12 protein-coding genes are annotated in these 14,041 nt (G+C 29.2%); all 12 read left to right on the top strand.

Annotated elements, in window-relative coordinates; translation table 11 throughout:
* Nucleotides 1-841 (top strand): hypothetical protein (locus tag DD829_RS22085; RefSeq protein ID WP_228408267.1); only part of this gene is annotated, 841 nt, incomplete at its 5' end.
* Nucleotides 842-867: 26 nt separating this feature from the next.
* Complete coding sequence (locus DD829_RS22080) at nucleotides 868-3,039, top strand: TonB-dependent receptor (RefSeq protein WP_123906962.1); 2,172 nt, start codon at nucleotides 868-870, stop codon at nucleotides 3,037-3,039.
* Between the two features lie 23 nt (nucleotides 3,040-3,062).
* Nucleotides 3,063-3,473, top strand: coding sequence for a DUF2141 domain-containing protein (locus DD829_RS22075; protein ID WP_108409659.1), 411 nt, complete (start codon nucleotides 3,063-3,065; stop codon nucleotides 3,471-3,473).
* Between the two features lie 7 nt (nucleotides 3,474-3,480).
* Nucleotides 3,481-4,167 carry a hypothetical protein gene (locus DD829_RS22070; RefSeq protein ID WP_108409660.1) on the top strand — a complete coding sequence of 229 codons (687 nt, stop codon included), beginning with the start codon at nucleotides 3,481-3,483 and terminating at the stop codon, nucleotides 4,165-4,167.
* On the top strand, nucleotides 4,160-5,548 hold the full coding sequence (locus DD829_RS22065) for a S41 family peptidase (protein ID WP_116548154.1): 1,389 nt from the start codon (nucleotides 4,160-4,162) through the stop codon (nucleotides 5,546-5,548). Before DD829_RS22070 ends, DD829_RS22065 begins: the two co-directional genes overlap by 8 nt.
* Nucleotides 5,549-5,550: 2 nt before the next feature.
* Nucleotides 5,551-6,330, top strand: coding sequence for a CPBP family intramembrane glutamic endopeptidase (locus DD829_RS22060; protein WP_108409907.1), 780 nt, complete (start codon nucleotides 5,551-5,553; stop codon nucleotides 6,328-6,330).
* Nucleotides 6,331-7,152: 822 nt separating this feature from the next.
* The gene (locus DD829_RS22055) at nucleotides 7,153-7,989 is read left to right on the top strand and encodes a hypothetical protein (RefSeq protein WP_116548153.1); all 837 of its coding nucleotides are present in this window, start codon (nucleotides 7,153-7,155) and stop codon (nucleotides 7,987-7,989) included.
* Entirely contained in the window at nucleotides 7,986-9,263 is a 1,278-nt protein-coding gene (locus DD829_RS22050; RefSeq protein ID WP_108411554.1) for a YcaO-like family protein, read from the top strand. The genes DD829_RS22055 and DD829_RS22050 overlap by 4 nt, the downstream gene beginning before the upstream one ends.
* A gap of 105 nt (nucleotides 9,264-9,368) precedes the next feature.
* Nucleotides 9,369-10,208 carry a hypothetical protein gene (locus tag DD829_RS22045; protein ID WP_123906961.1) on the top strand — a complete coding sequence of 280 codons (840 nt, stop codon included), beginning with the start codon at nucleotides 9,369-9,371 and terminating at the stop codon, nucleotides 10,206-10,208.
* A gap of 6 nt (nucleotides 10,209-10,214) precedes the next feature.
* The gene (locus DD829_RS22040; protein WP_116548152.1) at nucleotides 10,215-11,081 is read left to right on the top strand and encodes a SagB family peptide dehydrogenase; all 867 of its coding nucleotides are present in this window, start codon (nucleotides 10,215-10,217) and stop codon (nucleotides 11,079-11,081) included.
* Between the two features lie 14 nt (nucleotides 11,082-11,095).
* Nucleotides 11,096-12,166 carry a hypothetical protein gene (locus tag DD829_RS22035; protein ID WP_108409664.1) on the top strand — a complete coding sequence of 357 codons (1,071 nt, stop codon included), beginning with the start codon at nucleotides 11,096-11,098 and terminating at the stop codon, nucleotides 12,164-12,166.
* Nucleotides 12,147-14,041 (top strand): TonB-dependent receptor plug domain-containing protein (locus DD829_RS22030; RefSeq protein ID WP_116548151.1); only part of this gene is annotated, 1,895 nt, incomplete at its 3' end. The genes DD829_RS22035 and DD829_RS22030, both read left to right, overlap by 20 nt.

The raw sequence follows: 14,041 nt of genomic DNA, 5'->3' as shown, positions 1-14,041 counted from the left end.
CCTTACAGAAATACAGCAGTTTTCTAATAAAATAGGAATGAATTTTAATGATTCAGGCATTAGTCCGGAGCCAAAAATTTATATTACCTGTCACTTAGGATTTTGTAAAGCTGCTATGAGTGTTCTGATATTGAATGGAATCAGTAAAATTGCACTGATTGTCGATGAAAATACCTATAATAAGCAAGCAAAATCAATTTTAGAGATTAATGACCACTTCTGTGGAATGTTTCAGGTAACCAATTACCTTAAAGTCATCAATGTTGAAAAAGCTAATACTGTTATAGAAATATCTCAGCTTATCAAGCAAGGATATTCATTATATGCATTTCTGGATGGAAACTCAGGGTATAAGGGCGTGTATAATAAAGAAAAGACAATTGAAGTTAAATTTTTGTCTGATACGATCCATTCCCGTACAGGTCTAGCGAAGATTGCTTATTTTACAAAGACTCCCATAGTTCCTTTTATTACATATTATTCAGAAGATAAGCTTCATCCTCATGTTCACTTTTTTGAAGAAATAAAAATAGACCACAAAGTAGATATCAATGACTTTGCGGATAAAGCCATCCGAAATATTTATTCCCACTTTGAAATATTCATCAGAAAATATCCCAATCAATGGGAAGCATGGTTTTATCTCCATAAATACCTTTCCAATGAAGTTTTGTTGAGTAAAGATAAAACGATAGACATTCTGAAAATAGAAAAGAAGGATATTGTGGATAACAAATTTGCAGTTTTTAAAATTGACGAAAATTCTTATATGCTGGATAGACTAAACTATATTGTCTATCCTATAGATGATCAACAATTTACCCTTTTGAAAACAGAATAGATATGTATAAAAAAATTTTGATAATAATGGTTTTTATTCAAAATTGTTATTATTCACAAATCAAGATTTCCGGTTATGTTGTTAATGAATACAATAAGCCTATCGAAAATGTTAATGTCTTTATTGATGGAACGCTTTTCGGTTCGTCTTCCAATAGCAAAGGCTTCTTTTCCTTTGAAGCAACTTCTGATAATATATCATATTTCAAAGTGATTTACCAGAAAGATGGATATGATAATGGGGAAGGAGAATACAAAGTAAAGCTCGGTGAGCTGGATCTTGGGAAAATGATGCTATATAAAGGAAGAACAACAGGAATAGAAGGTGTAAACATTGTAAGGGAAAAGAAAAGTAACGAAGGGCAGCTTTCAGCACTTAATCCTTTAGATCTTATTCTGACACCAAATTCTCAGGGAGATGTATTGTCTGCGGTTATTAAATCCTACCCTGGTGTTCAATTGAATCCCAATGATGGACGTTTATTTGTTAGAGGAGGAGATCAGACAGAATCAGCTGTATTGATAAACAATATGTTAATGAGCAGTCCTTTTGGAACGGCTGGACCAAGTATCCCAGCAAGAAGTCGTTTTTCCCCAATGATCTTCAGTGGAGTATCCTTTGCTACTTCAGGATTCTCTTCAGAATATGGACAGGCACTTTCCAGTATTTTATCTCTTAATACAAAATCAAATGATGTTGACAGGGAAATTGAATTATCTGTGAAAAGTGTGGGAGCAGATGTTTCATTGAATACCAAAGTCAATGATAACTTTACTTTAATGACCAAAGTTGAATATGTTAATTTACAGCCTTACAGAGCTTTATTTCCTTCAAGATATGTGTGGAACAGAGATTATAATATGACAGGAGGGGAAATTGCAGGAACCTATAAACTTAAAAATGGATATTTTAAATCTTACAATAGATTCGATTATACTAATTTTGATTATCAGAGAGACGATATTGCTATTTCCAATAAGTTAGTGAATACGATATTATATGAAGGAAATATCTATTCCAATCAAACTATTAACCTTAATCTAAATAAAGTAAAGTTTTTCTCAGGAATAGCATATAACTATAATAATAGAAATATTGCTGGTATTTTTTCGGATCAGGATAAATCTAAGGTAAATAATAATATGCTTCATATAAAGTCTGAGCTTTCTTTTACTCCTATAAAAAACCTTAATAGCACATTCGGGGCAGAATTTCTCAATGTGCATTATTATATTGATTATGTAGATAAAAATAATGACAAAAATAGATTAGATAGAGCGATAGATAACAATATTGTATCTTTCTTTTCAGATAATTCCTACAAATTTAAAAAGGGCTTTTCTTTGAATGCAGGAGTTCGTCAGGATTATTATTCTTACACAAGAGATATTAAAATCTCCCCACGAGTGAGAGCTGAATATAAAAGTCCTAATGGTGTAAAATACTCATTATATTATGGACAGTATTATCAAAGCCCAAGAAATGGAGATCTTGTATTTGACTTTAAGAGAGATCTTAAAAGTGAAAGAGCAGAACAATATGGTTTGAATATTTATTATGAAAAAAATAACCGAACTGTTTTTCTGGATGTTTTTAAAAAGAGATATAATGACCTTACCAAATATGTATATGCTCCCAATTCAAGACAACCAATCAATTTTAATAATAACGGATATGGATATGCAGAAGGTATAGATTTCTTCTTCTATGATAAAAAAACATTTAATAATTTTGATTACCGAATATCTTATACATATCTAGACTCTAAAAGAGATTATCAGAATTATCCGGAGTCTGCAACACCTCCTTTTTACTCTAAACATAATGTGACGGTAAATACACAATTCTGGTTGGATGCAATTAACAGTATGGTAGGGTTGTCCTATTTATTTTCCAGTGGAGAACCGTATACCAACCCAAATAATGGAAAAGGGTTTCAAAATTCCAGAATAAAACCATACAATTCTGTTAATATGAATCTTACTTATCTGTTTTCCAATAAATTTTATATTCATGCATCAGTATCAAATATTTTTAATTTTAAGAATATTGCTGGTTATAATTATGGAGGACTAAGCAGCAACGGTTTGCGTGAAGAGCAAGTAATACTTCCTGTATCTGATCGGTTTTATTTTCTGGGTGTATTTTATACAGTAGGAGGCTCCCGCTCAACAAAAGACAAAGTAAAAGACTTATAAAATTAACTTATTTCTCAAACAATATGAAACAGTTCATTTTTTTATTTATAATTATCTTTAGTTTTTCTCATGCTCAAAAGAGGAATGCTTCTGTTGTATTTACTACTCCTGAACCTAAAAAAGGGATATTGTATATAGCGATCTATGATAGTGAACAGAATTTTCTAAAGATTCCCCTTACAAGAATCAAAGTAGACTACAACGGGAATAAAAAGAATGTAGTCATCAAAGATCTGGAACTAGGAAAAACAGTATGTATATCTGCTTTTCTAGATGAAGATCTAAATGGTAAACTGGATAAGAATTTTCTCGGAATACCTTTGGAGCTATACGGTTTCTCTCAAGATGCAAGAGGATCGTTTGGACCTCCGAAATTTAAGGAGGCTTCATTTGTAATCAAACACAAAAATATTTTAATTATCAACCTTAAATAATGAAATAATGAAAACAAGTTTTTATCTAATCCTATTTTTGCTTTTTACGGGTTTAACGAAAGCTCAACAAAGTGCAACTGGTGAAAAAGAAATTCAAGAAATAGTATTCAAGTCTCTTGAAAATTTAGAGAAGGAATATTCGGTAGAGTCTCTTCGCAAAGAATCTCAAATGATGGAAAGGCTAAGCAGTAAGTATAAAAATGACTGGGGAGCTAATTATTATCTTCTTTATTTTAAATTACTCACTCTGAAGGAAACAAAAAGTGAGGATGAGAAAAATGATATTTTTAATTTTTGTTCGCAAAACATAGGTAAATTATTCGATGTAAGTAAAAATGACAGAGAGAAAAGTGAAGCATATGCGTTGAAAGGGTTTTTATATTTAACAGTGGTGAGTATGGATCCGATGAAGTATGGAAGAAATTATTCTGGCGAGATTGTTAGTTCATTTGACAGCGCTATTAAAATTAATAATAATCCTAGAGCATTGTTTCTGAATACATTGTTTAAAGAAGGGATGGCGCAATTTCTCAAATCCAAGTATCCAGAACTATGTAAGGAACTTTTCACTGCCAATAAATTTTTTGCAGAAGACCTTTCTATGACTAGTAAAGGCAACAGTGTATATCCTACATGGGGTGCAACAGTAGTTGCTAATAAAATTATTCAAAGTTGTAGCTGTAAAAATGAATAAGCCAGCTACACTATATCATTTTTATTGCCGATATATCGGTCTATTTTGCTTTCTTATTTTTAGTATGCACATTCCCGCACAAAAATATTCCAAAAAGGATGTTCTTAATGATCTGAAATATTTTGAAATTGTAATTGAATCACATCCTTTATATAATGATCATCTTGATAATTCTAAAATTTCGGAGATAATCTCGGCAGAACAGAGAAATATTCAGGAAGATTCTATATCATACTTTCAATATAAGGTGATCTTAGGGAAAATTTTCTATGCATTAGGGTGTGTTCATACTGGAGTGACAAAGCCTGCATTTGTGGCTAAAAATATCATTCCTATTACCATTATAAATAATGATGAAGGTTTTTTTATCACAGATTCTGAAAATAAAAAATTAATAGGAGAAAAAATTATTGAGATCAACAAAATACCAATTGAAGATGTTTTTAATGATTTGAATAAAATGGTAGGTAGTGATGGGGGAGGTAATAGTTTTGGTAAATATTATTTTATAAAAAATTCCCCCTTTCTACTTGCCGAATATTTTATAAATGATAGTACTGTAAGTATACAGACTGAGAAAGAGATGGTCACCATTAGTAAAATTCCTGCGCCTCAAAAAAATAAGATGGTTTCACATATAACAAGGAATACATCTTCAATATTATTCCAAAACAATAATTACTTTTATATGGCAGGAGATATTGGGGTACTTAAGATTTCCAGCTTTGAGCAATCATCAAAAAAATTCTTTAAGCAGGTTTTTACTTTTTTGAAAAAAAATAATACTGAAAAATTAATTATTGATCTAAGAGGAAATTTAGGAGGAAACATAAGGTCTGCTATGTTTTTGTGTCAGAATTTGGTGTCTCAATCTTTTCAATATGATATAGATTATGATAAAAGTAATATATTTAAATATTTAAATATGAAGGGTAAGCTGTATTTTAATCTGTCTAAAGTAAAATATACTCTAGAAAACATTTTTACAACGAAAAAATTAAATTCAAAGGTCCGAAGCTATAATTATCATTATCAATCATTAAAGGAAAATAATATAAGAGATATAAAGATTATTGTAGACGAAGGTACTGCCTCATCTTCTACGATGTGTATTACAATTTTAGAAAAACAATTTGAAAATATAAAAATCATAGGAACTAGACCTGCAGGAGGATATAATGGCAATAATGGAGGGGCTTTTCCTACTATTACGTTGCCAGAAACTAAAATAGAAATAAGAATTCCACTTTATAGAATCGTTTTAGATAGAAACTCCTCACAAAGAGAAGGTATTGTGCCGGATGTGAAGTTGGAACCCAATATCAGCAGTGTTTTGAATCGTGAAGATAATGTTTTGAGAAGTACTATAAATATGTATTAACAATGAAAAATATAATTAAATTATTTGTTGTCCCCATTCTTTCTTTTTTAGTCTATTCATTAGTGTCTTATAACTTTGAAAAAGTAATGAACTCTTTCAATGTCTATATCCATTGCTCTTTATTATCCTATTTTTTAGTGTATGTATTGGCTGTAATTCCATTATTTGTTTCAATCTATATAATTACTAGGGAAAATATAATTTCTGTATTGGGTTTGGATCTGAAAGGTTTTGGTAGAGGTATTTCGCTTGCAGGACTATTTATTATCCCAATGCTGGTTTATGGGCTGCTATTTAGTAAATTAAACAGCCACATAGATCCTGCAAATCTTTTTGCCAAAAGTTTTCTCGCTGGACTTTTTGAAGAAATTATTTATAGGGCTTTTATCTTTGGGGTGCTCTACAGATTTATAAAATTAGGTTTTCTTCCTTCTATAGCGATAGCTTCCTTTATTTTTGCGCTAGGTCATCTTTATCAGGGATCACATATTATAGATTTAGTAGAGATTTTCCTGCTTACTTTTTTAGGCTCTATTTTATATGCCTGGCTCTATACGGAATGGAGCTTCAACCTTTGGGTTCCTATATTGTTACACTCTTTTATGAATCTGATATGGATGATTTTTGACTTTGATAATACTGTGATAGGCTCATGGGGTGTTAATATTTGTAGATTATTGACTGTTAGTTTGTCAATTATTTATACTGTTAAATTTAAAATTAAAAATAATATTCCATTTGTTATAAATAAAAATACGCTTTGGAGATTTTTAAGGAAATAAAAAAATTGAATGTCAATAAATTTAATTGAAAACAAAATATCTTTCTGGAAACGATGATGTAGTAGGCCAGTTAGTTTATCTACAACAAAAGATGCTAAAAAATAATCAATTAGCTTGAAATTTGGAAATGAATTATACAATTCTTGAGTAAGAAAAGTTTAGATTGTAAAACCAGGTTTTTAACTTAAGCATTTTTGCGATAGGCGATAATAAGTCGCTATGATTACAAGAGTTTTCTTTTATTTTTATTCTTGAAATTTCTTTTTAAGTATTTCTATTTCTAGTTTTAGAGTTTCAATTTCGATGGGCAGTAATTTGATGGGTAGTTTAGTATATCTATTTTTATATTAGCTTCACCTTTTTCAATCCTACAAATGTATATCTTCAAAATGCATTTGTTTGTAAACCCTTTTTATCAAAACTGAAAAGTAATATTCTGAAATTTATCAATCCTCGAATGCTTTGTATGCATTAGAAGTGATGTTTTTAAATATTTGCGTCGAAGATTTGATAGCAGATCTTTCGTAATGTTCTTTAGAGCCTTGAGAGGAACACAAACTGTTCAAGGAATTGTCTAACCTAAAAAGATTATCCAAATGAAAAAGTTAAATGTGACTTTAGAAGTACTGGAAACAAAACAGCTTATTACAGTTAATCCTCTTGTAGAGAGTTGTTTAGGTGTTAGTGTTCAAGATATATACGCAGCGGACTCATGTAGTAGCTGCTCTTGCTCTTGCTAAATAAGTACAAAACATTAAAAATCTACTTTGATGGTAAAGAGTAATCTAATTTTTCTCTTTACCATTTTAAAATTACATAGAAATGAACTGGAAAATCATACAAACTGATACTGATGAGTATTTATTACTTTCCGACTCTAATACCATAAAGAAAATTAAGGGAAGTAATGCGAGCGATATAATTAAAGTATTAATGCACAATCAAAATAATTCGGCAACTACCGAAAAATTGGATTTTGATAAAGAACATATAGAAAATATTCAGGAATGGTTAGAATATAATGCCTTTTTGAAAACTCCTGATTTGACAAAAACTTCAATAAATATCATTGGTGAATTTGGTAATGACGAATCATTATTAAGAGATCTTATTCATAACTTACCTCTCAATATTGAAGTGAAAGAATTTTATAACTTATCTAGAAATACAGATATTAAAGATTTTGATAATTCACTTTTGACGTTATTAATTGCCCCTTTTTATTATAATAAAGAAAATATAAAACTTATAAGTGAGTTACAGCAAAATTCAAAAAGTGATTTTTTTCAAATAGAATTATATAATAATGGTATTTCTATAGGACCTTTAATGAATTACTCTAAGGATACAGTATGTTTAAATTGCATAGAAACAAGAAAAATTTACAACACTTCATCTCCTCAAATTATTGTTGAGAATTTATTGCAAAAGGAAGGATATTCTATAACAGTTAATAATGTTTTAGAAATTGGAGATTTTGAAATTAATAAGGCATTTATTTATAAAGAACTTATCAAAGTTGTAAAAGATAAAGACAGAGGTTTGTATAACAAAGCTATTTTTATTGACTTTAATCAATATGAAAATCAAAATTTTACAGTTCTTAAAACTCCTAATTGTAAGATTTGTAACCCAATAGAAATTTATAATCCATTATGATAAATAAATATTTTGGGAACTATGGCTTTTTGAATAGGCCACAAATAAAGATTGCAAGTAATATTTATATGCCACCAGGTTTGTTGGAGCGTGCTTTTTACTCAGATAATCTTTTTGTTATTGGAAATAATAAACCTAATATAGTAGGAGGAGGAATCTCATTTGATGAGAAGAGTGCTTATTTATCTGCTGTTGGCGAATTTGTTGAAAGATATTCTTCATCATTTCAACTTGAAAAAGGACTTGTTTTTGGAAGTTATGATAACTTAAGTAATAAGTATAAATGCTATAGTCCAGAAGATATTTTATATTTTACAAAAGAGCAGTATCAGAATGAGAACTTTAAACTTAGAAAACTAAATAATGATACGGAAGTCAATTGGATAGAAAGCTACAATTTTTTCAACAATGAAAAAATACTGCTGCCTTTTTTTATGACTAATGTTGAAAATATAAAAAGGGATGGATTATTTCATATAAATACTACCACTGGAACTGCTTGCCATGTTACAGAAGACAAAACAATTTTTTCGGGTTTATTGGAGTGTATTGAGAGAGATGCATTTTCTAAATTTTGGTATTTGCAGAAGAATAGAGTTTACAAGAAATATTCACAAAAATATATTCTGAATTTTTTCAAAGATAATAAAGATATCACGAAGCTTTATGATAACGAAAAAATAAAGATTATCACTTATGATTTGGGAGAGCTTTCTTATTGCCCAACCTATGTCGTCGTTATTTATTTCAAAAAGAAAAATAAGATGTACCAAAGCATAGGAGCAGCATCCAGAATTAATATGGAAGAAGCTTTGGCAAAAGCTTGTATTGAGGCATATCAAGGAATAGAATATATAGAGATGGTTATTGCAGAAAATCTCAGAACAATTAATGGTGAAGAGGTAAAGGCATTAAACTTCACAGGTATTGATTCTTTTAGAAAACATTTTGCATTATATAATGTATACCCTGAGCTAATACAAAAAGTTCCCCTTCTGTTACACACGATGAGTGATGATGGATATTTTGAAGATTTAGAAACAGATTATAAGCATCATATAAAGAATTTCGAAAAGGAAGAATTGATCGAAAAAGGAATAGATGAAATATACGTTACAAGACTTACAGCTCCTGATGTTGAACAATTAGGTTTTGAAGTACTAAAAGTTACAACTCCTAAGTTGAACTTACTTACAGGAAATTTTAATTATCCATATTTAGGATTATTTACTGAAGAAAATTTATTCATTGAAATGCCTCATCCATTTCCATAAGTAGCCCTTTGGAAAGAAAAAATTACAGTTCAGTCAGTTTTCTTATTCTAAAAATAAACACAATCTTAATTTTGGACGTATAAACCCAATAAAATGAATTATATAATGAAAACTATTATTTTAATTGCCGTAGTAAACTTATCTACTTCATGCAACGAAAAAAAAGCAGAAATAAAAACAATGAATAATGACAAACAACTTATTTCCATTGTTGATAGCCTATCGAAAAAGGACACCGTAAAAGAAACAACATCATTAATTCTTAAGGATACTTTATCAAAAAATAAAAATATCATTGAAATGGCTGATGAGCAGTACGAAGATATAATTGAGAAAAATACTTCAGATGCGTTTGCACAAAAGAAACCGGAATTATTTGATAAAATGATAGTCGATATTAATGATGATGAGAAAATGCCTATCGTTTACAAAAAATATTGGATTACCTATGTTTATTATAAACAATCTATCCTTTACAGAGGGTTAAAAAATAATGATAAAGCAAGTAAGGCTATAGATAAAGCCATAGAAAATTTAAAAGACAATTTAAAGAATTCGGAAGATTATGCATTATATGCAGCATGTACATCCTTTTCTATTCAATTTGCAAATATGACTCAATTAGGAAGTATCGCTGCAGAAGTACAAGAAAATGCTCAGAAATCCCTTGAATTAGATCCTAAAAATGTAAGAGCGTATTATGTCCTGGCGTCTCAAAACTTCTACACTCCCAAAATGTTTGGAGGCATGACAAAAGTTGAAGAATATGGTATAAAAGGGATTGCTTGTCCAATGAGCAAGGACGAAGCATTCTATAGTCCCTATTGGGGGAAAGTAGATTTATATCGAATTTTGATGAAATATTATGAAACAGAAAAAAAAACGATGGAATTACAAAAAATAAATGGACTGGCAAAAAAAGAATTTCCAAGCTTTTTTAAATAGAAAGATATGAATATAGAAAAAGCAAACAATTTATTTTCAGAACATCGATTGAGTAGTTCAACCTTGGATTTTATAGAAAATATAAAATTCTTGAATTACCAAGTAGATGCTCCAGAAAAATTTGAGGTTATCACTTATGTAAATTATAATCCTGAAATAACAAAAAAAATATTTAATTCCTATTATGAGGTAGGTTTATGTCCAACCTTTCCTATAAAAGGATCAGAGGAAATTTCGGGAGAATATAATATTTTGAAGGATATTAATTCACAAAGAAAAAGTATCAGAAAATATAATAACACATCAATCAGTTACGAAAAATTAGGCGATTTTTTAAAACTTTTCTATTCTATCACTAGAGAAGAGGAAATAACTTTAAGAAATGATGAAAGAGTGACTCGAAAAATAAGAAATATTGCTTCTGGAGGCGGAATGTATTCCTGTGAAGTATATATTGTAAATAATAAAATTAAAGAAATTCCAAGAGGAATGTATCGGTATAATATTCATAATTCTGAATTAGAATTAATCAGAAATTTTGATGAGCATCCTGAATATTTCGAAGCATTTGATAAAGCAATGTTAATTTCATCAAATCCAAAAGGGTCGATTGATCATGAAAATACTTCTTTCTATATCTTTTATACCAGTATAATAAATAAACATTCCTTCAAATATCAAGATTTTGGAACTCTCTTGTCGTTTATAGAAATCGGGGAACTTGTGCATTCTGCGTACCTCACAGCCAGTACATTAGATTTGGGATGTTGTGCTTTTGGAGGTTTTTTAAACAATAGAATACATGATCTATTAGATTTAAAAAACCCGTTACACCTCCCTTTAATGTGTATGTCTGTTGGAAATAAATTATAAAAATTACTATTGTTATGAAGTGGAATGAATCTTCTGTAATACTATTAAATGATCAAGATAATGTTTTCCTAAAAACAAAAAATTCTGATAATATCATCAAAATGTCAGAAGTTGAGTATGAGGTTCTGAAATACTATTCAACAGTGAACAGTAAAAAAGATGTGATAGAATATTTTAGAGGGATTATTGATATAGAAATTGATCAGTTGGAACTTCTGATATTAAAAGCTAAAGAAAATGGAATATTGGAAGATCACGATCAAAAACAGTCAAAAGATTGGTTTTATTTCAAGTTCAAGAAAAATCGCAAACTTTTAGAAATATTTACTTTAGATCTTACAAATACCCGCTTCGAAAGAATAGCAGAAAATTCTAAAGTAATCAATTCCATACTATTCTCTTTAGGGATAATGATGATAGTTTTCATCGCAGACTTATTAAGAGAACCTCTTTTATTTAAAGAAAATTACTTAAAGACATTGTATGCAGTTCCTGTCTCTTTTTCATCCATAGTCGGCTTTATTTATTTGGCTTCTTTACTTTCTTCATGGTTTCATGAAATGGGACACTATTTATTGTATAAAAAGTTCAGAGGAAAATCTACCATTTTTGGATTTGGTTTAATGATTTTTATTTTACCTGTTTTTTATAATAAGATTTTTGTTGACTTCTTAAAGAACAAAAAAGACAAATTATGGGTTAATTCAGGAGGAATTATTTTTGATATTTTTCTGTTTTTGTTTCTATTAGTCTTTACAAAAGAATACCATACAGGATATCCTACTTTATCTTTCTTAGCATATACATTAATGATTTCAATAACTATCAGAACCTTTTTCAATATTAACTTTTTTCTTCCAGGAACAGATGGTTATCATTTGGTAAATGATATTTTCGGATATAAAAGTTTATTTGGAACAGCTCTTTTTGAAACAAAAGAAATCATGCGCTTGAGAATGATTACCTTAAAAAGGTTCTTATACCTGCTCTATATCTTGCTTAGCTATATTTCAATCATCATTTCATGGCTATTCATGCTTTTACCTATTCTTATGTATATTTATTATGCGTCTGTACAAAAATAAACCTCTATTCTTGATTCCTTTGTGTATATGTTCATATACTTTTTCACAAAAAAAAATAGATTCTTCAAGGTCAAAGAAAATTGAAGAAGTTATAGTGGTTGGAAAAAACCCTATTTCAGAAAAATTTTCAGTGGTAAAAATAGAAAAACTGGATATATATTTCAATCCAATGTCCAATGGCGATGCTTTAAAGGCAATTACTATACTTCCAGCATCTACCTCTGTAGATGAATCAGCAAATCCCACATTAAGAGGAGGTAGCGCTGACAGAACCAGAGTTTTTATCAATGGATCACCTGTGCTGAATCCGGTACGTAACTCACAAACAAACGGATTGGGTAATTTTTCCCTTCTGAATACTGAAATAATAGATAAACAGTATGTATATGCTTCCAATCCACCACTTACATATTCCAATTCAAGTGCAGGGATTGTAGAAATAGAAACTAATAAAACGCTTAACTTTCAAAATATTCAAATTTCAGCTGCTTTGACTAATTTTGGATTAATGATTAATAAATCGTTAGGTAAAAAAACATTTATTCAGGCTTACGGTAATTATCAATTTTCAGACGCTTTGCTGTCTTTTAATAAAAAAAGCTTGCCGAATTTGATAGATTTTTATACTCATGATTTCGGAATAAATCTCAGATCAAATATTTCAGAAAAATTTTCAATAAATTCCTTCAATTACTTTATTGATGAAAGTTATAGTGCAATTAACAATGTGTACAACTATTCCGGAGCATCTAAGGGAGGGCAAAGAAGATTTTTCACAATCAATAATGCAGATTATTTAAAGGGAAAATCAAAATTCAGAATTTCTACGCTTTTTGATACAAGTATCAAGGATTATACTTTTGGCATAAGGAACTCTGAAATAAACAACCAGCAATTTTTTGTTTCTTTAAGTCATAAATACAGATTTTCAAAAGACTTTACTTTTCAATATGGGTATGATTTTTTTAATACCAACTATTCTTATAATGAAGTAAAACCGATATACTATTTTGCTCTTCAAGAAAACGCACCATACTATAACAGCAATGAAAAAAATAATTTAAGCTATTCTGAAATTTACGGTTATGCAGACTATAAATTATCTAAAAAAATAGGTGTTTCTGCAGCCGTCAGAAAGAATATTTTCCCTCAAAACCAAATAAAGAATTTTATCAGCGCTCAATTTTCATCATATTATCATCTTAATTCCAAGAATCGATTTCTATTATGTTTTGGGGAGTATTACAGTTATTCCACTCCTAACTACTATTCGCATTCAATAGGATTATTGAAAAGCAGACAGTTAGCTTTAGATTACTATTATGATTCAAGAAAAGTAAATATAACAGGGGCATTATATTATAAAAAAGATTTTGGAGATTTTAACTCAGAATATTTTGATGCCTATAACTTAATAGAAACATTTGGTTCGGAAATATCTGTAAATTATAATATCAATAAGAATTTTGTTTTGGGATTATCCAATACATTTATGGATCAGCATGCCTATTATAATGATAAAAAGTTTAATACAAGTAACAATCTAAAATATTTTATTAAAGCACAGATTACATACAATAATCCTAAATATTTTACAGCTTCCCTATCATTTACAAAAAGACCCGGAAGCTATATCACTACGGTAAATAGAGCAACATATCTTCTAGATGCAGTAACTTACCAACCATCTTTTAATCAATTGAATAGTCACTCATTAGACAACTATAATAAAGTTGATTTTACAATTAATAAAATATTTAAAATCAAAAAATCAAGTGGTTTAATTGCATTTATATCAATTAATAATATTTTTAATAACTCAAACCAATCAAGCGTTTTTTATAACACCGATTATAGCACAGCGGAATATAATTA

Origin of the sequence: Chryseobacterium sp. HMWF035 (assembly GCF_003094695.1) — a bacterium.
Taxonomy (GTDB): domain Bacteria; phylum Bacteroidota; class Bacteroidia; order Flavobacteriales; family Weeksellaceae; genus Chryseobacterium; species Chryseobacterium gambrini.
The sequence above is the reverse complement of the archived record's forward strand: the minus strand, read 5'-3'. Positions and strand labels throughout refer to the sequence as shown.